The organism is Halomonas saccharevitans, from assembly GCF_900116405.1.
GTDB classification, from domain to species: domain Bacteria; phylum Pseudomonadota; class Gammaproteobacteria; order Pseudomonadales; family Halomonadaceae; genus Halomonas; species Halomonas saccharevitans.
On sequence record NZ_FPAQ01000018.1, the window covers coordinates 1 to 22990 of the forward strand.

The window sequence follows — 22990 nt, forward strand, 5'->3', positions numbered from 1 at the left end:
TGGTTGATAGGCCGGGTGTGGAAGCGCTGCAAGGCGTTGAGCTAACCGGTACTAATGGCCCGTGAGGCTTGACCATATAACACCCAAGCGGTCTGCCGATGGCAACCGACACGACGGATACGCGAGACGCATCTCGTCAGCATGATTCACCGTTTTTCGCCTGACGACCATAGCGTACGGGAACCACCTGATCCCTTGCCGAACTCAGCAGTGAAACCGATCAGCGCCGATGGTAGTGTGGGGACTCCCCATGCGAGAGTAGGTCATCGTCAGGCACCTATTCCGAGAAAACCCCGAGCTCATAAGAGCTCGGGGTTTTTTCATGTTCAGTCCGCGACAGCGTTGCCTGTCGCCATGAGCGCAGCCATCATCCCGGAGATACCCGTGACGCTGACCACTCCCGCCCTGCTGTTTCCTGCCATCTCGCTGTTGTTGCTGGCCTATACCAATCGTTTCCTCACCCTGGCCCAGCTGATCCGCAAGCTGGCCGATGAGGAGTGAACCCAGCACCACGAGGGCAATGCCAAGCAGATCGTGCTGCTGCGCCGGCGTATTTCCCTGACTAAACGGATGCAGCTGGCCGGCGTGCTGAGCTTCCTGTTCTGCACCCTCTCGATGTTTGCGCTCTTTCTCTCTCTCGACCTGCCGGGGGTAGTGCTGTTCGGGGCTAGCCTGGTGCTGCTCTCCGTCTCGTTGATCTACTCCTGCTGGGAGATCCAGATATCCACCAATGCCCTTAATGTCCAGCTCCAGGACATCGAGGCGCTGGTGGCCTCCGGTTCCCGGCGATCACTGTCGAGCAAGGAACACCATGACCACGCCGAGTGAACTGCTGCTCTACTGCCGTCCGGGTTTCGAGCCGGACCTGGCCGCCGAGATCACTGACAAAGCTTCTGCTCTGGGCCGTCCCGGGACGACCGAGTATCGTCCCGATGGGGGCTTCGTACGTTTCCTGACCGAGGGTGGCGAGCCGGCCAACGGGCTGCATCGGGACCTGCCGCTTTCTGGCCTGGTGTTCGCGCGCCAGAGCCTGGTGGCCCTGCCACCGCTGTCGCTCTCCCGGGAGGACCGGCTTTCGCCGATCCTCGAGCAGGTGAAGGCTAGCGGATGGAGCTTCGAGGCGCTGTGGCAGGAGACTCCGGATACCAACGAGGCCAAGGCCCTGGCCGGCCTGATCAAGGCACTGAAGCGTCCGCTGGAATCGATGCTGAAAAAGCGTGGCGCGCTGCGGCGCAAGGCGGGTGGTCGTCGACTGCACCTGCTGTGGAGTGACGGGGATCGCGTTCAGCTGGGCATGAGCTTTCCTGGCAACCGCAGCGAACTGCTGGGTGGCATTCGGCGATTGCGCTTTCCCCATGCAGCCCCCAGCCGCTCCACGCTCAAGCTGGAAGAGGCCTGGCACGAGTTCGTGCCGAGAGACGAATGGGAAGAGCGGCTGGGCGAGGGCATGCAGGCGGCCGACCTGGGCGCGGCTCCGGGGGGCTGGACCTGGCAGCTGGTGCAGCGTGGCATGCATGTCTATGCCATCGACAATGGCCCCATGGACAAGGGACTGATGGCCACCGGCATGGTAGAGCACCTGCGCGAGGACGGCTTCGTCTGGGCGCCTCCCGGGCAGCTTGACTGGCTGGTCTGCGATATCGTCGATCAGCCGTCGCGGGTCATGTCGATGGTGCAGCGCTGGCTGGTGCGCCGCTGGTGCCGGGAGGCGGTGTTCAACCTCAAGCTGCCGATGAAGCGGCGCTGGCAGGAGGTCAACGACTGCTTGTCACGGCTCGAGTCGGCCCTTGCCGAGGCCGGAGTACGGGCGCAGGTGGCGTGCCGCCACCTCTACCATGACCGTGAAGAGGTGACGGTGCACGTGCGGCTCCGGGATTGAAGGCACTCATCGCGTCTCGGGTGCTGGCGGCGGCCATCAGACGCTGGTCGCCGCATAGATCCTGATGCGCTCATCCTCGGTCAGCAGCGGCAGCAGGCCCTGCATGACTCGGGCACGGGTCTCGCTCTGATGCCACTCCTTCCAGGCGCGCAGGTCGCGCCACTTGGTGATCATCAAGCGCCGATCGCTGTGGCCAAACTCGACGAGGCTCTCGCCCCCGATGAAGCCCGGTGCACCAAGAGAGTGGCGAATCGCATCCCGGGCGGCCGCCTCGTATTCTTCTTCCAGGCCGGGCATGATACGACGTTCGATAATGATCTTGATCATCCGGTAACTCTCCTACTTTCCTGTCCTGCAACGAGGTCATCGATGGTTGATTCAGCGGATTCCTTGCCGCCCACTGACGCACGGCTCGATACTACCGGGCTCTACTGCCCCGAACCGATCATGCTGATGCACAACCGGGTGCGCGACATGAGCCCCGGAGAGGTGCTCGAGGTGGTGGCCAGCGATCCGGCCACGACGCGGGATATTCCCAAGTTCTGCAGTTTTCTCGGTCACGAGCTTATCTATCAGCACGAGGACGACGGCCATTATCGTTATGTGATCCGGCTCGGCTGAGACGCGCCCGGCTCGTCATTCGGCCGAGGGGGCCGAGTCGCTGCCGGGCATGACCATCAGGGCCAGTGCCTCGAGGGTGGTGGGATCTTCCTCGCGGATACGGCTGGCGATCTGACGCTGGAAGAAGTAGACCACCCTGTGCTGGCTATGGCCGGGATAGAGGCAGGGGTCGCCGGGCAGGATCGGCGTCGTCTTGACTAGGCGTTCATCGGCGAGCAGGGCCTCCACCGCGCCGTCGCTGTAGAGTCGCCAGCCGAAGACCTGCTTGAGCTGCCAGGGCGCATCGCCCTCGTCCATGCACAGGGCATGGGTCCCCTGCGTCTCCGGGAGCTGCTGGATCAGCGTGGTCTCGTCGGTCTCCTCATAGTCGAAGTAGGCCGCGGCATGCTCGAGCTCCAGCACCTTGTGCTCCGGCGCCTGCTCGAAGAGCTCTTCGGTCTCGGGGTCGCGATAGCCGACGAAATGGCCGTGTTCGGCGTCATCGAGGCGGTGACAGGGCGTCAGGGCCTCCATCCAGGGCACCAGGCCCACCACCTCACCATCTTCCTGTAATCCCCACGCCAGCAGGGGCATGCCGTAGAGGGTGTCGCCATCCGAGGAGAGGCGATAGACCATCTCCAGATTATCCAGCTCGGGTGACAGGCGAATCAGCCGGCGGCGTGCCAGCTGGCGTTGGCGCATGGCCTCGAGGTCGATGACTCGAGCGCTGCGATGTGACTGCGGGATTCCCATGATGTCCCTCCAAGTGCTGCATGGTCGCGGCATCGGCCTGGTCAGCAGCGCACTGCGTCACTGTAGCTTCATCAATAGCACAGAGTGATTGCCGAGGTTAAGTCCCGGCGATGGATTGGCAGCGACGGGCGAGGCGAGACAGCAGCGCCTGGTGGTGATCGCGGGCCTCCATGAAGGCCGGCAGGGGAGCCTCGGGATGGCTCAGCGACAGCCAGGCGCGGCGATATTCGGCCACTGCCGGCGGCGGCGCCACCTGGGCGTCGAGCAGGGCGTCGATGGCCTCGAGCCAATGGCGGGCCGAGCGCTCCAGGGCCGCCAGCCACTCGGTCAGGCGTGCGGCCTCCGGGGAGCGGGTCAGCCCCTCGAGCCCAGCGGGGCAGGCCTGCCCATCGGGGCGGGCCAGCGCCTGCTCGATCAGCGTCGAGGCCTCACCCAGTCGCTGTTCGGCCAGCAGCAGGGTGCGCAGCAGCTCGGCGGAGAACGGGCGCTCCTGCAGCGTCTTGAAATGGCTCTCCAGGGTGGCAGAGTCGGCGGCCCAGTCGGGATCGAACTGACGCAGGGTCGCCTCACGCAGGTAGGCCAGGGCCGCGCTGCGCGGCCGAGTCTCGTCGAGGGCCTCGGGCGCGAGGGGCGAACTGGCCCGGGAGAAATTCTTGACCCACTCCTCGGAGGCGAACAGGGCATTCCAGCTCACCCGCGGCAGCTGTTCGGTCTTGATGTCGGTGAGGCGCGAGAGCCGTTCGCGGCTGGCGTCGGAGAGCGTTGCCGGCACTTCGGTGTTCCAGCACTCGCTGAGTCGCCGCCACAGTTCGAGCTCGTAGAGCCAGCGCTGGCTGGGCGGTGCCACTCGTCCCAACTGATTGTTGCGTCCCGCCACCAGGGAGGGGAGATGGCAGTCGCGCAGGGCATAGATGTCGAGCATCCCTTCGCGGGTCTCGGCGACCTCGAAGAGCCGCTGGTCGCGTTCGGGAAAGGCGCCGATATTGTCCGGGGAGGCTCGGGTCGGCGCCTCGAGGTCCAGGGTGTCGGCCAGATGCTGCTGGTAGTCACCCAGCAGCGCCTCGCTGTCGCCTTCGCCGCAGCCGGCAAGCAGCGTCACCGCCACGGCCAGCAGCAGGCAACGTCCCGGGCGGCGACGCCTGCGCTCAATCGCCGGAAGTCTCGATCGTGTCATGGGTCCTCGCCTTGCCGATGCGCCTGAGTCGTTCGCCCAAGAGTATCGCGGCAGTGGTCAGGCCGGCGACCAGGCCGATCCAGTAACCGTGTACGCCCAGCGGCTTGATCCAGTCGGCGAGACCGACCTGGCCGAGCCAGTGGCCGCCCCCCAGCCCCACCAGCCAGTAGGCCAGCAGGGTGATCAGCATGATGATCCGGGTGTCCTTGTAGCCGCGCAGGGCCCCGGCCAGATTGACCTGCAGCGAGTCCGAGACCTGGTAGATCATCGCCAGGCCGACCAGCGACAGGGTCAGGCGCGCCACCTCGCTGTTGTGAGTGTAGAGCGCGATTACCGGCTCGGCCGTGAGCCACAGCAGCAGGCTATTGAGCCCCGCCACGCCCAGTGCCACCAATATTCCGTTCCAAGCCACCAGCCGCGCCTGCTCGGGGCGGCCCTGGCCGAGGGTATTTCCCACCCGTACGGTCAGCGCCATGCCGAGCGACAGCGGCAGCATGAAGAGTATCGAGGTGTAGTTGAGCGCGATCTGGTGGGCTGCCACGGTGATCTCGCCGAGGCTGGCCACGAACAGCGCAATCAGCGTGAACAGCGTCACCTCGACGAAGATCGCCACCCCGATCGGCATGCCCACGCGCAGCAGCTCGGCGATCAGCGGCCAGCGCGGCCTGGAGGGCGCCTGCCAGAGGTCGACGTCGCCGTAGGCCCTGGAGCGTCGCGTATAAGCGACCATGGCCAGGCACATCACCCACATGGAGATCGCCGTGGCGATGCCGCAGCCCAGCGCGCCGAGGGCGGGCAGACCCTGCAGCCAGGCGGGCAGCCCGGCGCCGAACAGGCCGGTGAGGCCGTCGCCGCCGTAGATCAGCACGAAGTTGCAGGGGATGTTGACGGCGAGCCCCACCAGGCTGATCCACAGCGAAGGGCGGGTGTGGTTCATGCCGTCCGAGAAGGCGCGCAGCGCCTGGAACAGCGCCACCCCCGGCATGCCGAAGGCCAGGGCCGCCAGGTAGGCCGTGGCGCGGCTGGCGACCTCCTCGGGCACCGCCATCAGCCGGAAGATCGGCATCACCACGCTCCACAGCAGCAGCGCGGCGACGATGCCCAGCACAAGGGCTACCCATAGCGCCTGGTGGACGCTGGGCCGGATGCCCGCGGTGCGCCCGCCGCCGAGCAGCTGGGCGACGATGGGCGTCAGCCCCATCAGGGTGCCGGTCATGAACAGCATCAGCGGCATCCACAGGCTGGCACCGACCGAGACCGCCGCCAGGTCCGTGGCGCTGAGCCGCCCGGTCATCATGACATCGACGACGCTCATGCCGGCCTGGGCCAGCTGGGCGCCGCAGATCGGCAGGGCCAGGCGCATCAGGGCGGGGGTCTCCCTGCGGCTGGCGGCCAGCAGGCGTGAGGAAAACGGCACCAAGGCGAGGCTCCATGCAGCAGTGGGGAGTGCGCCGTCGATCCGCGACGCGCGCCGTAAAGGCGCTCAGTCTATCAGGCGGCAGCGATTTTCGCTCCGCGCCTCCGGCGCCTATAATGGCCCCCTTTGCCACTGCCCGGGAGCCCGCGTGAGCCACCGACTCGAGGATGTCATCGCCCTGTTCGACGGCCTCTTCCAGCCGACCTTCGGGACTCGATTGGTGCGAGGCGGGGACGAGCCGCTCTACCTGCCGGCGGATGCGCAGAGCCCCTGGCATCGGGTGATCTTCGCCCGCGGCTTCTTCGCCAGCGCCCTGCACGAGATCAGCCACTGGTGCATCGCCGGGGCGCGGCGCCGCGAGCTCGAGGACTACGGCTACTGGTACCTGCCCGACGGTCGCGATGCCGACCAGCAGCGCCAGTTCGAATCGGTCGAGGTGGCGCCCCAGGCGCTGGAGCGGCTCTTCGCCGAGGCCTGTGGGCTGCCCTTCAACGTCAGCGTCGACAACCTGGGCGAGGTCCAGGTCGATCGCGAGGGCTTCCGGGCGCGGGTCGAGGCGCGTGCCGAGCGCTACCTGCACGAGGGACTGCCCGGGCGAGCGGCGGCCTTCCGGCGTACGCTGGCGGCCTACTACCGCGAGGGCGCGAGCCTGGCGGCCGCCGTAGCCGCCGGGCGTGCTCTGCTCGAGCCCGAGACGCCGGCGGGGCCGCGGCGGCTCGAGACGGTCGAGTAGGCAGTCGGCGCTGTCTGGCGAAGCCGGCGCAACGCGTCAGTCGTCGACGTCGTCGCCATCCATCAGCCGGCCATCGAAGGGGATCGCCTCGTGGGCCTCGGCGTCCGGGGAGAGGCGCTGGTGCAGGTGCAGCATCACCTCTACCTCGTGCTCCGGGCGCAGCGGCTCGAGGCCCAACTCGCCGAACAGGTCGCCGCGGGCGCGCGGCCAGTCGCCGGGTTCCAGGTCGCCATAGAGGCTCTCGGCCGGGGCCAGCTCCACGAAGGGATCGAGGCCGTAGGTGTCGAAGAGGCGCGAGATGGCCGCCTCGTCGTCGCCGACGCCCGCGGTGTAGAGGGTCTGGTTGAAGTGGTCGTTCTCCAGCTCGCGGATCACGTCCAGCGGGCTCACGCCGATGCTGGTGAGCTCTTCCATGCTGTAGCCGCCCAGCGAGTGCATCTCGCTGTCGAGCCAGTCGTCGTCGGGCTGGATCAGCGTGTGCTTGATGCGCCCGTCGGTGAGCGTCCAGGCGATCGCCAGCGGCAGGCCGTCGTCGTCGCCGGTCTCCACGGCGATGAAACCGGGCGTCTCGTTATTGCCGGAACCGGCCATGTCAGCATTCCTTTCGTTCGGTGTCGGGGGGCGTCGCGCCCTTCGGCAGGCGGAAGAAGGCGCGGGCGGTGGCCGTGGTGGCCCGTGCCAGCTCGGCCTCGTCCAGGCCCCGCCAGTAAGCGATCTCGCGCACGATCCAGGGCAGCAGGGCCGGCTCGTGGCGCCTGCCCTTGAGTTTGGCAGGTAAATTACGCGGCAGCAGGTAGGGGCAGTCGGTCTCCACCATCAGCCGATTCAGGGGAATCTCGCCGACCAGCTCGCGCAGGTGATGACCGCGGCGCTCGTCGCACAGCCAGCCGGTCAGGCCGATGTGCAGGTCGAGGTCCCGGTAACCGTAGAGCGTCTCACGATCGGCGGTGAAGCAGTGGATCACGGCGTCATTGATGTCGTCACGCCAGGCGTGGAGCATCTCACGCATGCGCCGTCCGGCATCGCGCTCGTGGAGGAACAGCGGCTTGCCACTCTGGGCCGCCAGGCCGAGCTGGGCCTCGAAGGCGCGCTCCTGCTCGGCGGGGGTCGAGAAGTTGCGATTGAAATCCAGGCCGCATTCGCCCACCGCGACCACTTCCGGGGCCCGGTGGAGCTCGCTCATGGCGGCGGCGAGACTCGGCGACCACTGGCTGGCATCGTGGGGATGCACGCCGGCCGTGGCGTAGACCCCCGGGTAGCGGCGCGCCAGCGCCACGGCCTGCTCGGCGTGCTCTCGATCGGTACCGGTAAGAATCAGCGTGGTCACGTTGGCGGCCCGGGCACGCTGGACCGTCGCCTCGAGGTCGCGGGCGAAGCTCTCGTGGGTCAGGTTGGCGCCGATGTCGACCAGCGGGGCCGGTGAGCACAGCCTCAGCGCCTCGGGCAGCACGTCGTCGAAGGGGGGCGTCGCGTCGGCCACGGCGGAACACTCCTGTGAAAGCGGGCGCGCATTGTACCCGGGAGAGCGGGGGTGGGGCCACGTCGGCCCGACCATGCGTTACACTAGCGCCCTTGATGAACGACGAGGTGAACGCGTGACCCTGCTACGACTGGAACAGCTGCAACTGGCTTACGGTACCCACGTACTGCTCGACGGCGCCGACCTGGTGCTGGAGAAGGGCGAGCGCCTGGCCCTGGTGGGGCGCAACGGCACCGGCAAGTCGACCCTGCTGAAGATCGTGTCGGGGGAGATCCAGGCCGACAGCGGCCACATCTGGCGCGCGCCGGGGCTGAAGATCGGCGTGCTCGCCCAGGAGTTGCCTGATGCCTGTGGGCAGACGATCTTCGACGTGGTGGCTCAGGGCCTCCCCGAGGCCGGCGAGCTGCTCTCCGAGTACCATCACCTGATTCACGACGACGATCCGGACATGGATCGCATGGCCAAGCTGCAGACTCGCATCGAGGCCATCGACGGCTGGTCCTTCCATCAGCGCATCGACGTGGTGCTGACCCGGCTGGGACTTCCCGAAGATGCCGCCATGGCCGATCTCTCCGGCGGCTGGCGCCGCCGCGTGGCCCTGGCCCGGGCGCTGGTCGCCGAGCCCGACCTGCTGCTGCTCGATGAGCCCACCAACCACCTGGACCTGGACACCATCGCCTGGCTGGAGGAGCAGCTCGCCGACTTCAATGGCGCGGTGCTGTTCATCACCCACGACCGGGCCTTCCTCTCGAAGCTCGCCACGGCGATCCTCGAGCTCGATCGCGGGCGCCTGGGCCGCTACCCGGGTGACTACGCCGCCTACCAGGAACAGAAGCAGCACGAGCTGGAGATCGAGGCCCGGGAGAACGCCGAGTTCGACAAGAAGCTCGCCCGCGAGGAGGCGTGGATCCGCCAGGGCATCAAGGCGCGGCGGACCCGCAACGAGGGCCGGGTGCGGGCGCTGCAGCAGCTGCGTCATGAGCGCAGCGAGCGTCGCGAGCGCCAGGGCAAGGCCGCGCTCTCCGTGGACAGCGGCGCGCGCAGCGGCAAGCGGGTGGTGGAGCTCTCCCACGTCACCCACCGCTTCGGTGACGAGGTGGTGATCGACGACCTCAGCCTGGAGATCCAGCGCGGCGATCGCCTCGGCTTCATCGGTCGCAACGGCGCCGGCAAGACCACCCTGCTCAAGATCCTGCTCGGCGAGCTCGAGCCCAGCGAGGGTCAGGTGCTGCTCGGCACCAAGCTGCAGGTGGCCTATTTCGACCAGCTGCGCGCCGGCCTGGAGCCGGAGAAGACCGTCTACGACAACGTCGCCCAGGGCAGCGATCGCATCAGCGTGGGCGGGCGCGACCGCCACGTGATGAGCTACCTGCAGGACTTCCTGTTCACCCCGGATCGCGTGCGCCAGCCGGTCAAGGCGCTCTCCGGCGGCGAGTCCAACCGCCTGCTGCTGGCCAAGCTGTTCACCCAGCCGGCTAACGTGCTGGTGCTCGACGAGCCGACCAACGACCTGGACGTCGAGACCCTGGAGCTGCTCGAGGAGCTGCTGCTCGACTTCGATGGCACCCTGCTGCTGGTCTCCCACGACCGGGCCTTCATGGACAACGTGGTGACCAGCGTGCTGGCCTTCGAGGGTGAGGGCCGGGTGCAGGAGTACGTGGGCGGCTACACCGACTGGGTGCGTCAGGGCGGCAAGCTGCCGCCGGCGCCCTGGGAGGGGGCGGCCCGCCAGGGCGTCGAGCCGACGGCCGAGGCGGCCAGCAAGGAGAGTGAAGCCAGGGCGCAGAGCGAGGCGGCCCCGTCGCCGACGGCCCCCAAGCGCGTCAAGCTCTCCTACAAGCTGCAGCGCGAACTCGATGGCCTGCCCGCCGAGATCGAGCGACTCGAGACGGACGTCGCGGCCTTCGAGGAGCAGGTGGGAGCGCCGTCCTTCTATCAGCAGGAGGCCGAGACCGTCGCCGCGACCCTGCAGTCGCTTCACGACACCCAGGCCGCGCTGGACGCGGCGATGGAGCGCTGGATGGAGCTGGAGGCGATGGCCGCCGGCGAGTGACGGTTGCGGGCGCGCCGGCGGGCAGCGCCGGTGTTCCCCGCGGCCCGGTGAATCGGGCCTAGATGCGAGAAAGGCGCCCGAGGGGCGCCTTTCCGAAGGGGGATCGCGGGGTCGTCTCGGCGGGTTACTCCTCGCTCTTGGCACCGACCCGCACGGCGAGCACGTCGCACTGGGCGCCATGCAGGACGCCGGTGGAGGTGGAGCCCAGCAGCAGGGCGAAGCCGTGCCGGCCGTGGGAGCCGACCACGATCAGATCGACGTCCTGCTCCTCGGCGAAGCGGTGGATCTCGGTGTCCGGCATGCCGACCACCACGTGCTGATTCTCGCGGTCGACGTGGCCGTCGGCGATCTCGGCGAGACGCTGCTTGGCATGCTCGTCGAGCTGGTCCTGGATGCTGGTGAGATCCATGGGGATGTCGCCGCCGTAGGCGAAGCCCAGCGGCTCCAGGGTGTGCATGATGGACAGCTTGGCCTCGTTGCGATCGGCGATCTGCATCGCGCGCTCGAGGACCTTGTGGGAGTCCTTGGTCAGGTCGACGGCGACCAGGACATGACGATATTCATTGCTCATGGTGTGACTCTCCGTACCGCGTCCAGCGTGTCTGATGGTGCTTCAACTCTAGGACGCCTTGTAAGACAAGACAACGACTTGCGTCAATATTCAGCGAGGAGACCGCCATGGTCTGGTTACTCATCATCGCCATCGTCGGACTGGTCTTTGCTCCGGTGATGTGGCTCAAGCCCTCGCCCGCTCAGCGGCGCATGGGCAGGCTGCGCACGGCGGCTCGCCAGGCGGACGTGACGGTCAGGTTCGAGTCGCCGCCCCTTCACGGGGTGCGCGGGACCATGGCGGCCTACCGCTGGGCCTATTCCCAGCGGCACCCAGGGCCGGATTTCGTGCTGGTGCGCGACGAGGCGGCCAGCGCCTCGCTGAAGCCCTTCCGGGAGGGCTGGCGCTGGCGCGTCGAGCCGCTGCGCCCGCTGCCGGTCGAGGCCCTGGCACGACTCGAGGACGCCCTGGCGGGGCTGCCCGGGGACGCGCTGGTGCTGGAGTCCGGCAGCCTTGCCCTGACCCTGTGGTGGGAGGAGACAGTGGCGATCGAGGCCCTGTCGCCGCTGCTGGCAAGGCTCACGGCGCTGCGCGATGCCCTCTCTGGGCGCCCCGATCGGCCGGGCCGCGATCGGCCGGGCCGCGATCGGCCGGGCCGCGATCGGCCGGGCGGCAACCGGCCAAGCGGCCAGGCGGATACGCCCTCGATGCCGCGCTGAGGCCGCTCACTCCTGGGCTTCGCGGGCCTGGATCGCCAGGCCGTTATCCTCGATGCGTGACAGCAGGCTCGTCAGGTGCGCCACGTCCTCGGCATCGAGGCCGGCCAGCATCTCGGCGCGGGCCTGATCGACCACCGCATCGATCTGCTGGAGCAGCGGCGTGGCCTCGTCGGTCAGGAAGATGCGTTTGGTGCGCCGATCCTGGTCGCAGCCGCGCCTCTCGATCAGCCCCTGCTCGGAGAGCTGGTCGAGGGTGCGCACCAGCGACGGCGCCTCGACGCCGATGGCTCGGGCCAGGTCGCACTGGGGCTGGCCGTCGCCGAGGCGCCACAGGTGATAGAGGGTGATCCAGCGCGTCTGGGTCAAGCCCAGGGGGGCCAGACGGCGGTCGAGGACGGCGCGCCACAGGCGCGGCACGCGAGACAGCTGGAAGCCGATGTTCTGGGGCATGGGTCTGTGCATCCGCGGGAAGTCTGACGGGATTGTCGGAACCACTGGCGTGAAATGCAAGCAGGCTTACCATTTCACCGGCGACACCCCGCATCGCGTGCCCCTCTACTGTGCGCCCTGCGTATATCGCCCTTTGCCGACCCTCCCTTCATCAACGCTCCCTGTGGTGATCATTCTCCCGTCAACGGTCGCCGTCGCGGGCCGACGCGGGCTGCGGCAGCAGCCCGCGGATGTCCAGGCCGGGCATGCCGGAGGGTGCCTGGATCGTGCCGTCGGCCAGGGTGGCCGCTTCCCTGTCGTCGCTGACGGTGAAGCGCAGCACCCCGATGCGCTGATCGCTGTCGGTCATCACGTCGATGCGCCAGTCACCGCTCGGATCCTCGGGGAAGTTCTGCTTGTGGCTCCAGGCCCGGTAGCCCGCCGCTCGCCCGCCCCGGATCGCCAGCGGTATGCGGTCGACCTCCACGCCGTCGTGCCGCCAGACGTGCACGATCTCCTCGTTCAGGCCGCGGGGCGCATGGATCGCCGTGTAGGCATAGAGCCCCTGGCCGGTCAGGGCCGCCGGGGGCAGCGGCGTGCTGCCCAGCGGATGGCGTGCCTGGCGCGCGAAGGCCGGAGAGAGCGCGCTGCCCGAGATCCACAGGCTGGCGGGTGGCACCCAGGCCCGACCGGCCCAGGCGGCGCCCGCCAGCAGCGGCAGCAGGGCCAGCATCGCCAGCACGCGGGGCGTGCTCAGCGGGCGCAGCAGCTGCATAAGGCTCGGCAGGCTGAACAGCAGCATGGCAACGGTGGCCAGCACCAGGCTCTGGCCGGTGGTCAGCTGCAGCAGGGTCGGCAGGGTGACCAGCACCACCACGAACACGCACTGGGCGTGGAAGGCGAAGTAGAGCCAGCGATGACGCTCGGCCATTCGGTAGTAGAGCGGGTCGAGGATCGACAGCAGCGCCATGGCCAGGAGCAGCAGGGTGAAAAGCGCCTGGCCGCTGTGCCATACCGTGGTGGCCAGCAGGAACGGCAGGACGAAGAACAGGGTCTCCTGGTGGATCAGCTGGGCGATGAAGGCGGTTACCCCGCGGGGCAGCGCCGGGTAGCCGCGGCGCTCCAGCAGGCGGCCGATCAGGCTCTCGGAGAGCAGCAGGATCCAGGCCATCAGCATGCCCAGCGCCAGCATGGCTCCCAGCCACTGCTGGCGCTCCACCAGGAAGAAGCTGGCCAGGCCCGCCGCCAGGGCCATCGGTGGCCACAGCCAGCGCCAGGGCCTCAGGCATTCCATCAGGCGCTCTAGGTGCGCCTGCCAGACCGCCAGCCGCGACGGTGGCCCGTCGGCAGGTGGCTCGGCGGAGTGCGGCTCTGTCGATAGAGAGGGGAGATCGGTGTGGGGCGCTCGCGTCATGGCCGCATCTTACCAGTATGGCCTCTTGCCGGGTGAGCCGCTCTCTACCTGCCATGCTGGAGGAACGGGCTTGACGTGGACGCGGGACTGTCCCAAGCTGTCGAAAATCAAACGGCCGTATGAATTCCTGTAGGGAGATTCGTGGATGATCTATCAAGGCAATGCCATCACGGTGGCGCGTGGTCCCGAGGATGGCGGCGATGACATCGCCAGGCTCACTCTCGATCTGAAGGGCGAGTCCATCAACAAGCTCTCCAGCGCCGTGATCGAGGAGCTCGGCCACGCCGTCGAGGCGATCCGTGCCGAGCAGGGCCTCACGGGGCTGGTGATCGGCAGCGCCAAGGAGGTCTTCATCGTCGGTGCCGACATCACCGAGTTTCACGGCATGTTCGAGCAGGGCGACGAATCGCTCAAGGCCATGCTCGAGCGCGTGCACGGCATCTTCAATGCCATCGAGGACCTGCCGTTTCCCACCGTCACCGCGATCAACGGCCTGGCGCTGGGCGGCGGCTGCGAGCTGACCCTGACCACCGATTTTCGCGTCATGGCCGAGTCGGCGAAGATTGGCCTGCCCGAGACCCAACTCGGCATCCTGCCGGGCTGGGGTGGCTGCGTGCGCCTGCCGCGGCTGATAGGCGCCGACAACGCCGTGGAGTGGATCGCCGGTGGCAAGGAGAACCGCGCCGAGGCGGCCCTCTCGATGGGTGCCGTGGATGCGGTGGTGCCCCAGGCGGAGCTCGATTCGGCGGCGCTGGACATCCTGGCCCGCGCCCACGACGGCGAACTCGACTATCGCGGGCGCCGGGCGCAGAAGCAGGCCCCGCTGAACCTCGGCCCCATCGAGCAGATGATGGCCTTCGAGACCGCCAAGGGCTACGTGGCCGGCAAGGCGGGCCCGCACTACCCGGCGCCGGTAGAGGCCATCAAGGTCATCCAGAAGGGCGCCGGCGAGACCCGTGAGCGGGCCCAGGCCATCGAGGGCAAGGCCTTCGCCAAGCTGGCGCTCTCCGACGTGGCCTTCAACCTGGTCGGGCTCTTCCTGAACGACCAGGTGGTCAAGAAGAAGGGCAGTCGCTATGAGCGCGAGGCCCGCCCGATCGCCCAGGCCGCGGTGCTGGGGGCCGGCATCATGGGCGGCGGCATCGCCTACCAGAGCGCCTCGAAGGGCACGCCGATCCTGATGAAGGACATCAAGGACGAGGCCATCGAACTCGGCCTCAAGGAGGCGCGCAAGCTGTTCGCCAAGCAGGTCGAACGCAAGAAGCTGACCAGCGCCCAGATGGCCGAGAAGCTGACCAACATCCGCCCGACGCTCTCCTACGGCGACTTCGATCACGTCGACCTGGTGGTCGAGGCGGTGGTCGAGAACCCCAAGGTAAAGGACGCCGTGCTGACCGAGGTGGAAGGGCAGGTCGGCGAGCACACCGTGCTCACCTCCAACACCTCGACCATCTCGATCACGCGCCTGGCCGAGAACCTCAAGCGCCCCGAGAACTTCTGTGGCATGCACTTCTTCAACCCGGTGCACCGCATGCCGCTGGTCGAGGTCATCCGCGGGGAGAAGACCTCGGATGCCGCCGTGGCGGCGACCGTGGCCTACGCCCGCGCCATGGGCAAGACCCCCATCGTGGTCAACGACTGCCCGGGCTTTCTGGTCAACCGGGTGCTCTTCCCTTACTTCGGCGGCTTCAGCCAGCTGGTGGCGCAGGGCGCCGACTTCCGGCACATCGACAAGGTGATGGAGCGTTTCGGCTGGCCGATGGGCCCCGCCTATCTGCTCGACGTGGTGGGCATGGATACCGCGGTGCACGCCGGTGAGGTGATGGCCGAGGGCTTCCCGGAGCGCATGGCCGGCATGGGCGGCGACGGCGACCGGAGCGCCATCCAGGTCATGGTCGACAACGATCGCCTGGGTCAGAAGAACGACCGGGGCTTCTACGCCTACGAGGAAGACCGGAAGGGCAAGCCGAAGAAGGTCGTCGACGACGCGGCCATCGAACTGGTCAAGGGCGTGGCGACGTCACACCGCGAGTTCTCCGACGAGGAGATCATCGCCCGGATGATGGTGCCGCTGTGCCTGGAGGCCGTGCGCTGCCTCGAGGATGACATCGTGGCAAGCCCGGCCGAGGCCGACATGGCGCTGATCTACGGCATCGGCTTTCCGCCGTTTCGCGGCGGCGCGCTGCGCTACATCGACGCCATGGGCCTCGATGCCTTCGTCGATCAGGCCGACCGCCTGGCAGAAGAGCTGGGGCCGCTCTATGCGCCCACCGAACGGCTGCGCGAGATGGCCAGCGCCGGCGAGCGTTTCTATCCCGCCCCGTCCCCGGCCTGAGGCCACGACCCACGATCGGCAAGTGTCGGACAGAATTCCAAGGAGTAATCGATGAGCGTGAATCCGAGAGACGTGGTGGTGGTCGACTGTGCCCGTTCCGCCATGGCCAAGGCCAAGCAGGGGGCCTTTCGCCACGTACGGGCCGAGAACCTTTCCGCTGCGGTGATGCAGGCGCTGTTCGACCGCAACCCGGGGCTCGACCCGGCCGAGGTCGACGACGTGATCTGGGGCTGCGTCAACCAGACCCTGGAGCAGGGCATGAACATCGCCCGCAACGCGGCGATCCTCACCGGCATCCCGCGAAGCGTGCCGGCCCAGACGGTCAACCGCCTGTGTGGCTCCTCCATGAGCGCGCTGCACATCGCCACCGCCAACATCCGCGCCGGCATGGGCGATGTCTACCTCATCGGCGGCGTCGAGCACATGGAGCACGTCGGCATGACCCATGGCGTCGACGTCAATCCGGCGGCCAGTAAGCACGTGGCCAAGGCGGCCATGATGATGGGCCTGACCGCCGAGCTGCTGGGCAAGATGCACGGTATCTCCCGCGAGGATCAGGATGCCTTCGGCGTGCGCTCCCATCAGCGGGCCCAGGCGGCCATGGAGAACGGCGGCTTCGATCGTGAGATCGTCGGCATCGAGGGCCACGACGCGCGCGGCTTCCGCGTCCGCGTGGATCGCGACGAGGTGATCCGCGGCGATGCCAGCCTGGCGAAGATGGCTGAGCTCAAGCCGGCCTTCGACCCGCGCGCTGGCACGGTCACCGCCGGCACCTCCTCGGCGCTCTCCGTGGGCGCCGCCGGCATGATGGTGATGAGCGGCGAGCGGGCTCAGGCCCTGGGGCTTACGCCCATCGCCCGCATCCTCTCTACCGGTGTCGCCGGCTGCGATGCCTCGATCATGGGCTACGGGCCGGTGCCGGCCTCGAAGAAGGCTCTGAAGGCCGCCGGCCTGACCGTCGACGACATCCAGACCGTGGAGCTCAACGAGGCCTTCGCCGCCCAGGCACTGCCGGTGCTCAAGGACCTGGGACTGCGCGATGCCATGGACGAGAAGGTCAATCTCCACGGTGGCGCCATCGCGCTGGGCCACCCGCTGGGCTGCTCGGGTGCACGCATCAGCACCACCCTGCTCAACGTGATGCAGGAGCGTGACACCACCCTGGGCCTGGCCACCATGTGCATCGGCATGGGGCAGGGTGTGGCCACGGTGTTCGAGCGGCTGAAATAGCCGCAACCACCGGGTTCGCGGCCAGGCCACGACGTCGAACGCACAACGGCACCCTCAGGGGTGCCGTTGTGCGTTGTGAAGGTAAGTCGCGACGGTGCGTTATGGCCCTTCGCGGCTAACTGCCTTATTGAGGTAATACTCAATAAACCGGGTTTCTGCTTCGGGAAGCTGCCGGGACACTCTTGAGGTTTAGCATGACGCGTCCAAGGGGAGGGGAATGTTCCTGGTGCGTCGAGGGCGAAACATCATGCTGTATCTCGAACGGCGTTACAGGATGCCGGCGTCGAGCCCCGCGGCCAGCGCCATGGCCAGCTCCTCTACCTGATTGGCGAAGCCCTCCTGCCACTCGCCGCGCAGGATCAGCGGCGCCTGCACCCACTTCCAGCGCAGCCCGGTGACGATGCTCTCCACAGCGCGCCGAGTGCCGGTGCCGTCGTGGCCGGCGCGCACATAGAGTGCGCAGGGCAGCCCCTGCTGCTCTTCCAGCACCGGGTAGTAGCTGCGATCGAAGAAGTCCTTGAGGGCGCCGCTCATGGTGCCGAGGTTCTCGGTGGTGCCGAGCAGGATGGCATCGCAGGCCCGCACGTCCTCGGGGCCTGTTTCCAGCGGCGGCATGACCACCACCTCCACGTCCTCGATGTCCGGGTGGCGGGCGCCGCGCTCGGCGGCCTCGCGCAGTCGGCGGGTATTGGGTGAGGGCGCATGGGCCACGATCAGCAGGCGAGGCATGGCGATCTCCCGAGGGATGAGTGTCGCCTGCCATCATGCCATGGGGCGGGCTCGCCGACAGGGGGGCCAAGGCCGCGTCGCCCTCGTCATCCTCCCTTTCTGCTCAGGCTCCGTCAGCGCTCGCGGCGGGCGGACCAGTGGCGCTGCATCTCGAGGAAGGTGATCGAGGCCGACCAGGTGATCAGCATCAGGCCGATCAGCGCCTCGGTGCCGGTGATGAACCGGATCGGTCCCGTCGGCACCAGGTCACCGTAGCCCAGGGTGGTGTAGGTGATCGCCGAGAAGTAGACGTAGTCAAAGAAATCGAGGCTTGCCATGCCGACCAGTTCGCCGGTCAGGGGGTGCGCGCCGAGCAGCGCGAGGGCGAAGGCGAAGAGCCAGATCTGGGCAACATGGGTGCCGAACAGCACGAAGCTCAGCATCAAGAAGCGCACGCGCAGGGAGTGGCGCGACCGCTCCAGGCGCTGCCAGAGGCGCAGCGACACCTCGTAGTGCATCAGGATGCAGATCAGCACGGTGACCAGGGTGATCGCCACCGCCCAGAGATGACCGTTGTAGAGCGAGGCAGCGAGCACGGTGGGCATTCCTCGGGTCGAATAAACGGCAAGCCTAGCGCGATCCCGCCCCCGCCGTCACGGGCCTGGCGAGGCCCCTGAAATGACGCTGCCCCGGGACGCTGCTAGGCTGAAGCCATTTCTCATCGGGTGACCTGCCCGCGCTCCCCCGGCGCGGCGCCAACCAGGCACCCCGCAAGGACTACACGATGACCCGATCCCCCGCCGCTGAGGCGGCGTCCGCTCAGGATCACCTCTCGCCACTCAAGCTGACCCGCGTCGGCATCGATACCTACCGGGAGAACGTGGCCTACATGCACCGGGAGTGCGACCGCTATCGGGCCGAAGGCTTCCAGGCGCTGGCCAAGGTGGAGGTGCGGGCCAACGGCCAGCGCATCCTCGCCTCGCTCAACGTGGTAGATGATGCCTCGATCGTCTCCTGCGGGGAGCTGGGGTTATCCGAGGACGCCTTCGCCACGCTAGGAGTGGCCGAGGGCCATCCGGTGAGCATCCTGCAGGCCGAGCCGCCGCCCTCGATTCCCGCCCTGCATCGCAAGATCGCCGGCGAGCGCCTGTCCCGCGATGACTTTGGACAGATCGTTCGGGACATCGCCGAGCGGCGCTATTCGAAGATCGAGCTGACCGCCTTCGTGGTGGCTTGTGATCGCAACGAGCTCGACCGCGAGGAGGTGTTCTTCCTGAGCGATGCCATGAGCCGGGTGGGGCGCCGGCTCGACTGGCACGAGCATCCGGTGGTCGACAAGCACTGCATCGGCGGCATCCCCGGCAACCGCACCTCGATGCTGGTGGTGCCGATCGTCGCCGCCCATGGCCTGCTCTGCCCCAAGACCTCCTCCCGCGCCATCACTTCGCCCTCGGGCACCGCCGACACCATGGAGGTGCTTGCCAACGTCGACCTGCCCTTCGAGGAACTGGGTCAGCTAGTGCGTACTCACCGGGGGTGCCTCGCCTGGGGCGGCACCAGTCAGCTTTCGCCGGCCGACGACGTGCTGATCTCGGTGGAGCGTCCGCTCTCCATCGACTCGCCGGGGCAGATGGTCGCCTCGATCCTCTCCAAGAAGGTTGCCGCCGGCTCCACCCACCTGCTGCTCGACATCCCCATCGGCCCCCACGCCAAGGTGCGCTCGATGCCCGAGGCGCGCCGGCTACGCCGGCTCTTCGAGTTCGTGGCCGGGCGCATGGGCCTGACACTCGACGTGGTGATCACCGACGGCAGCCAGCCGGTAGGGCGGGGCATTGGTCCCGTGCTGGAGGCCCGGGACGTGATGCGAGTGCTCACCAACCACCCCGAGGCGCCCATGGACCTGCGCCTGAAGGCCCTGCGCCTGGCCGGGCGAATGCTGGAGTTCGATCCGGACGTGCGCGGCGGTGATGGCTTCGGCCTGGCGCGGGAGATCCTCGACGCCGGCCGGGCCTTCGAGAAGATGCAGGCGATCATCGCGGCCCAGGGCGCCAAGCCCTTCGATCCCGATCATCCTCCGCTGGCGCCGCACTGCGTGGAAGTGACCGCTCGCTCCGGCGGCGTGGTCACCGCCATCGACAACCTGCAGCTGGCGCGCATCGCCCGGCTCGCCGGAGCGCCGCGGGCGATCGGTGCCGGAGTCGACGTGCTGGCGCGCATCGGCGATGCGGTCCAGGCCGGTCAGCCGCTGTATCGCGTCTACGCCGCCTACCCCAACGAGCTGACCTTCTCCCGCCAGGCCAGCGAGCGCGATAGCGGCTTCGCCATCGGCCGGCCCGACCAGATCAACCGACTCAACGTGGAGGGCTGATGACCCCCGTTCTGCTCTACTGCGACGACGAGGCCGCCGCCGCCCGCCGCCTGGCCGAGGCCGCGGAGTTGTCCACCGCCGCCATCGAGCGCCACCGCTTCCCCGACGAGGAGCTGCGCCTGACGCTGCCCCTGCACGATGCTGCGGCCTTCCCCGAGACCCTGGTGGTCTATCGCAGCCTCGACCGGCCCAACGACAAGCTCGTCGAACTGCTGCTGATCGCCCGCCACGCCCGGGCCAGGGGCGTGCGCCGACTGGTGCTGGTGGCGCCCTATCTCGCCTACATGCGCCAGGACATCGCCTTTCACCCCGGAGAGGTGGTCAGCCAGCCACTGATTGGACACTTCCTCGCCGAGCTGTTCGACGCGGTGATCACCGTCGATCCCCACCTGCACCGCATCGAGCGCCTCGATCAGGCGATTCCCCTCGAACACGCCATCGCGCTCTCCGGCGCCCCGCGACTCGCCGAGCTGATCGCCGAGAAACGCGAGAACCCCCTGCTGCTGGGGCCCGATGAGGAGGCGCTGCAGTGGGTGCGCCAGGCCGCCGGGATCACCGGGTTCGAGGTCGGCGTCTGCCACAAGACCCGCAACGGAGACCGTAACGTGGCAATCACGCTGCCCGAGATCGACGTGGCCGACCGTCACGTGGTGCTGATGGACGACGTGGCGAGCTCCGGCCACACCCTGGCCCGCGCCGCCGAGGCGCTGCTCGCCGTCGGAGCCGCCTCGGTGGACGTGGCCGTCACCCATGCGCTGTTCGCCGACGATGCCCTGGCGGTGATCGAGGCCGCCGGGGTGGGGGAGGTATGGAGTACCGACGCTATCGCGCACCCGAGCAACGCCATCGCCCTGGCGCCGCTGCTGGCGGCGGCCCTCGAGCGGGTGCTCGCGGCCGCGCAATAGCCCGTGGACCCTGTGCTGGAGAGCCGACAGGCGCGCTCGACGGGGAAGCATCTGGCGAGAGGGGTAGTCAAAGCGTGGAATAGCGAGAGCTTTTGCCTCATGTTATCGCTCTAAGCGCCTTGTGCGCATTTTATCGTCATGTTCTTGTTTAAAGATATCGATAATGGTGCGATACAAAAGGCGACGCGCGATGGAGATGACGAACGGAGCGGTGCTGCTGGCCGGCGTGGCTTTGACCATGGGGCTCGCGGCTGTAGCCGTGCTCTGGCGTTGGCGCCGCGACCGCCGCCCTGAGGCGCCGGTCGAGAGGGATTTTGCGGAGCCCGTCCCCGAGGCGCCGCCGGAGAGTCCGTCCCCGGTCGATCCTCCCGCGTCGTCCATACCGGCCGCGAGCCAATCGGCGGCACCGGAGCCCGAGCAGGTGGCGCAGCGTTTTCGTGTCGCCACGGATGGCGAGGTCCGGCAATGCCTGTTCGTGGTCCTCGACTGGCCCGGGCTCGATACCAATCGCCGCATCCGCCGCAAGCTGGAAGAGGCCGGGGCGGTCTTTGACGTCCGACAGCGGGTCTACAACATTCATCCGCCGCGCACCGGCTATCGCATGATGATTGCCAACAGTACGCCACCCGGCGCGCTGCCGCCCTTGCACGAAGAGGGCGAGCAACCGGTGGTCGACGGCCTCTCCATCCTGGTGCATTTCCGCAACCGGCGCCGCGTCGCCCACAGTCCCGACGCGCTGATCGACTTCACCCGCGCCATCGCGGCGATCGGCGGCAAGATTCTCGACGCCGAGCGCCGCGAGGTCAGCGACGAAGAGTTCGAGCAGCTGCGCGGTGCCAGGCCCTAGTCATCGACACCGCGGCCGCGCCGGGATCTTCTCGAGGTCCCGGCGCGGCTCGCCAGACTAGCTCGGCTCATCACCCTCCTTGTTTGCCTCGGGCTTGGCGGCCCCCTGGTGCCCCAGCGGCCCCGCCTGATCCAGGCGCGGATGGTGGTCGAGAAACTCCCGGTGTGGATCCGGGAGGGCGTCCAGGGCCTGGACGGTATGGGTGATGGCGTGGATCGCCGCCAGCACGTCCTTGGTGTAGCCGGTCTCGGAGATGGTGTGCATGTTGCGAATCGGAAAGCCGATCGAGGTGGACACGCAGTCCACCGCGGCGAGCACGCCGGCCATGCCATCGGTGCCGGTGTCGGGACCCACGATGTCACGCTGCATGGGGATACCCCGCTCCCGGGCGGTGGTCTCGACGATCCGGTTGAGCTGTTCGCTGGCGATGGCGCCCACCGACATGGTGAAGCCCTTGCCCATTTCCAACGGCTGCATGCGTCGATCGCCGATGCCCGGGGCGGCCACGTAGTCGTGGTTCACGTCCACGGCGATGATGGCGTCGGGGCGTAGCTCACCGGCCAGCACTCGGCTGCCAAAGCGGCCTATCTCCTCGTAGCTGGCGATGGCGAACAGCACGCGCACCTTTTCGGTGCCGCCCGCCTCGGCGATCAGCCGCGCCACCTCGGCGGTGGCGAAGCAGCCCAAGCCGTTGTCCAGGTAGGCGCCGTAGAAGGTGTCCGGGCTGAAGCCTTCGCGGATGGGCCGGTTCAGCAGGACGGAATCGCCGGGACGCACGCCCAGGTTCTCCACCTGCTGCTTCTTGTTCTCGCCGTGGATCTGCAGGTCGAGGTAGATCTGCTCCTTCTTGATGCCCTTCTCGCCGGAGCGCTGTGCCGGGTCGGAGAAGTGAATGGCGCCCAGCGCCTCCACGGTGCCGCCCTCGATGCGCCGATAGTGACCGGGCGCCTTGGGGTCTTCGCTGAACAGCGTGACTTCGTGGCCGATCAGCACGCCCGGCAGGAAGGAGTCGGTGTTGATCCAGATCTTGCCGTCATCGCCGATCGAGCGCACCTGCATGCGGATCTTGTCGGCATGGCCGATGATCATCACCTTGAACAGGTCGTCGCGACCCGGGTGGGTATCGAGCACCACGCCCGCATGGCCCTTGAACTGCTGCAGCCGCCAGTGGGCGGGGGTGACGGCCTCGAAGTGGGGCTGCAGCACGCCGTAGGTCATCGCGCCTTCGAGCCCCACGGGGCTCGGGGCGGCGAGGATGCGCCGCATCAGGTCGAACTGCGCCTCGGGCATGGCCTGGGTCCAGGGGGCTTGGGGATCGCTCATGGGGGCTTCTCTCTCGATGGCTCGGGTAAGGGAGGAGGTGATGGCGGTGAGCCTTTGATCCACAGGATGCGGC

22 protein-coding genes, 2 rRNA genes and 1 pseudogene are annotated in these 22990 nt (G+C 67.9%); 13 read left to right on the plus strand and 12 right to left on the minus strand.

Annotated elements, in window-relative coordinates; genetic code table 11:
- The 4 genes and pseudogenes from BM388_RS09620 to rlmM all read left to right on the plus strand — a co-directional run.
- Positions 1–76, plus strand: a 23S ribosomal RNA gene (locus tag BM388_RS09620); the annotation flags it as partial.
- 83 nt (positions 77–159) lie between these two features.
- Positions 160–275 (plus strand): 5S ribosomal RNA (gene rrf, locus BM388_RS09625).
- A gap of 109 nt (positions 276–384) precedes the next feature.
- A pseudogene (locus tag BM388_RS09630) lies at positions 385–828 on the plus strand (DUF2721 domain-containing protein).
- The gene (gene rlmM, locus BM388_RS09635) at positions 812–1879 is read left to right on the plus strand and encodes a 23S rRNA (cytidine(2498)-2'-O)-methyltransferase RlmM (RefSeq protein WP_089849531.1); all 1068 of its coding nucleotides are present in this window, start codon (positions 812–814) and stop codon (positions 1877–1879) included. The pseudogene BM388_RS09630 and the gene rlmM overlap by 17 nt, the downstream one beginning before the upstream one ends.
- 36 nt (positions 1880–1915) lie before the next feature.
- Here rlmM and BM388_RS09640 read toward each other — a convergent pair whose 3' ends face one another.
- Positions 1916–2206 (minus strand): antibiotic biosynthesis monooxygenase family protein, encoded by a 291-nt coding sequence (locus BM388_RS09640; protein ID WP_089849533.1) that lies wholly within the window; start codon positions 2204–2206, stop codon positions 1916–1918.
- A gap of 42 nt (positions 2207–2248) precedes the next feature.
- Here BM388_RS09640 and tusA point away from each other — a divergent pair, with 42 nt between their 5' ends.
- Entirely contained in the window at positions 2249–2500 is a 252-nt protein-coding gene (gene tusA / locus BM388_RS09645; RefSeq protein ID WP_089849535.1) for a sulfurtransferase TusA, read from the plus strand.
- A 15-nt stretch (positions 2501–2515) separates the two neighbouring features.
- On the opposite strand, the gene BM388_RS09650 is transcribed toward tusA, so the two are convergent.
- The 3 genes from BM388_RS09650 to BM388_RS09660 all read right to left on the minus strand — a co-directional run bounded on the left by BM388_RS09650 (position 2516) and on the right by BM388_RS09660 (position 5769).
- Positions 2516–3232, minus strand: coding sequence for a hypothetical protein (locus BM388_RS09650; protein WP_089849537.1), 717 nt, complete (start codon positions 3230–3232; stop codon positions 2516–2518).
- A 97-nt stretch (positions 3233–3329) separates the two neighbouring features.
- A complete protein-coding gene (locus BM388_RS09655) occupies positions 3330–4406 on the minus strand; it encodes a DUF3080 family protein (RefSeq protein ID WP_089849539.1) in 1077 nt (358 codons plus the stop codon).
- Complete coding sequence (locus BM388_RS09660; RefSeq protein WP_089849674.1) at positions 4378–5769, minus strand: MATE family efflux transporter; 1392 nt, start codon at positions 5767–5769, stop codon at positions 4378–4380. The genes BM388_RS09655 and BM388_RS09660 overlap by 29 nt, the downstream gene beginning before the upstream one ends.
- A gap of 202 nt (positions 5770–5971) precedes the next feature.
- Between BM388_RS09660 and BM388_RS09665 the strand changes: the two genes are divergently transcribed.
- Complete coding sequence (locus BM388_RS09665; RefSeq protein WP_089849541.1) at positions 5972–6556, plus strand: elongation factor P hydroxylase; 585 nt, start codon at positions 5972–5974, stop codon at positions 6554–6556.
- A 36-nt stretch (positions 6557–6592) separates the two neighbouring features.
- Here the strand turns inward: BM388_RS09665 and BM388_RS09670 are convergent, their stop codons facing one another.
- Both BM388_RS09670 and BM388_RS09675 read right to left on the minus strand, forming a co-directional pair.
- Positions 6593–7147 (minus strand): hypothetical protein, encoded by a 555-nt coding sequence (locus tag BM388_RS09670; RefSeq protein ID WP_089849543.1) that lies wholly within the window; start codon positions 7145–7147, stop codon positions 6593–6595.
- Between the two features lies 1 nt (position 7148).
- Entirely contained in the window at positions 7149–8036 is an 888-nt protein-coding gene (locus BM388_RS09675; protein WP_245781515.1) for a TatD family hydrolase, read from the minus strand.
- Positions 8037–8151: 115 nt separating this feature from the next.
- Between BM388_RS09675 and BM388_RS09680 the strand changes: the two genes are divergently transcribed.
- Positions 8152–10089: an ATP-binding cassette domain-containing protein gene (locus BM388_RS09680; RefSeq protein WP_089849547.1), complete on the plus strand. Its 1938-nt coding sequence runs from the start codon at positions 8152–8154 to the stop codon at positions 10087–10089.
- A 124-nt stretch (positions 10090–10213) separates the two neighbouring features.
- On the opposite strand, the gene BM388_RS09685 is transcribed toward BM388_RS09680, so the two are convergent.
- Positions 10214–10660 (minus strand): universal stress protein, encoded by a 447-nt coding sequence (locus tag BM388_RS09685; protein ID WP_089849549.1) that lies wholly within the window; start codon positions 10658–10660, stop codon positions 10214–10216.
- A 107-nt stretch (positions 10661–10767) separates the two neighbouring features.
- Here BM388_RS09685 and BM388_RS09690 point away from each other — a divergent pair, with 107 nt between their 5' ends.
- Positions 10768–11358, plus strand: a complete 591-nt coding sequence (locus BM388_RS09690; RefSeq protein ID WP_089849551.1) for a hypothetical protein — start codon at positions 10768–10770, stop codon at positions 11356–11358.
- A 6-nt stretch (positions 11359–11364) separates the two neighbouring features.
- On the opposite strand, the gene slyA is transcribed toward BM388_RS09690, so the two are convergent.
- A complete protein-coding gene (gene slyA / locus BM388_RS09695; protein WP_089849553.1) occupies positions 11365–11808 on the minus strand; it encodes a transcriptional regulator SlyA in 444 nt (147 codons plus the stop codon).
- A 181-nt stretch (positions 11809–11989) separates the two neighbouring features.
- Positions 11990–13201, minus strand: a complete 1212-nt coding sequence (locus BM388_RS09700) for a DUF5924 family protein (protein ID WP_425431922.1) — start codon at positions 13199–13201, stop codon at positions 11990–11992.
- Positions 13202–13346: 145 nt separating this feature from the next.
- Here BM388_RS09700 and fadB point away from each other — a divergent pair, with 145 nt between their 5' ends.
- Both fadB and fadA read left to right on the plus strand, forming a co-directional pair.
- The gene (gene fadB, locus BM388_RS09705) at positions 13347–15536 is read left to right on the plus strand and encodes a fatty acid oxidation complex subunit alpha FadB (protein WP_089849556.1); all 2190 of its coding nucleotides are present in this window, start codon (positions 13347–13349) and stop codon (positions 15534–15536) included.
- Positions 15537–15587: 51 nt separating this feature from the next.
- Positions 15588–16766 carry an acetyl-CoA C-acyltransferase FadA gene (gene fadA, locus BM388_RS09710; protein WP_089849558.1) on the plus strand — a complete coding sequence of 393 codons (1179 nt, stop codon included), beginning with the start codon at positions 15588–15590 and terminating at the stop codon, positions 16764–16766.
- Positions 16767–17033: 267 nt separating this feature from the next.
- On the opposite strand, the gene BM388_RS09715 is transcribed toward fadA, so the two are convergent.
- Both BM388_RS09715 and BM388_RS09720 read right to left on the minus strand, forming a co-directional pair.
- On the minus strand, positions 17034–17495 hold the full coding sequence (locus BM388_RS09715; RefSeq protein WP_089849560.1) for a flavodoxin family protein: 462 nt from the start codon (positions 17493–17495) through the stop codon (positions 17034–17036).
- Between the two features lie 113 nt (positions 17496–17608).
- Positions 17609–18070 (minus strand): potassium channel family protein, encoded by a 462-nt coding sequence (locus tag BM388_RS09720; RefSeq protein WP_245781517.1) that lies wholly within the window; start codon positions 18068–18070, stop codon positions 17609–17611.
- A 188-nt stretch (positions 18071–18258) separates the two neighbouring features.
- On the opposite strand from BM388_RS09720, the gene BM388_RS09725 reads away from it, so the two are divergent.
- From BM388_RS09725 to BM388_RS17580, 3 genes are all read left to right on the plus strand, one after another.
- Entirely contained in the window at positions 18259–19842 is a 1584-nt protein-coding gene (locus BM388_RS09725; RefSeq protein WP_089849565.1) for a thymidine phosphorylase family protein, read from the plus strand.
- Entirely contained in the window at positions 19842–20747 is a 906-nt protein-coding gene (locus BM388_RS09730) for a ribose-phosphate diphosphokinase (protein ID WP_089849567.1), read from the plus strand. Before BM388_RS09725 ends, BM388_RS09730 begins: the two co-directional genes overlap by 1 nt.
- A 190-nt stretch (positions 20748–20937) precedes the next feature.
- Positions 20938–21594: a cell division protein ZipA C-terminal FtsZ-binding domain-containing protein gene (locus BM388_RS17580; protein WP_139233921.1), complete on the plus strand. Its 657-nt coding sequence runs from the start codon at positions 20938–20940 to the stop codon at positions 21592–21594.
- Between the two features lie 57 nt (positions 21595–21651).
- Here BM388_RS17580 and BM388_RS09740 read toward each other — a convergent pair whose 3' ends face one another.
- The gene (locus BM388_RS09740; RefSeq protein WP_089849571.1) at positions 21652–22917 is read right to left on the minus strand and encodes a M20/M25/M40 family metallo-hydrolase; all 1266 of its coding nucleotides are present in this window, start codon (positions 22915–22917) and stop codon (positions 21652–21654) included.
- Positions 22918–22990: the final 73 nt, after the last annotated feature.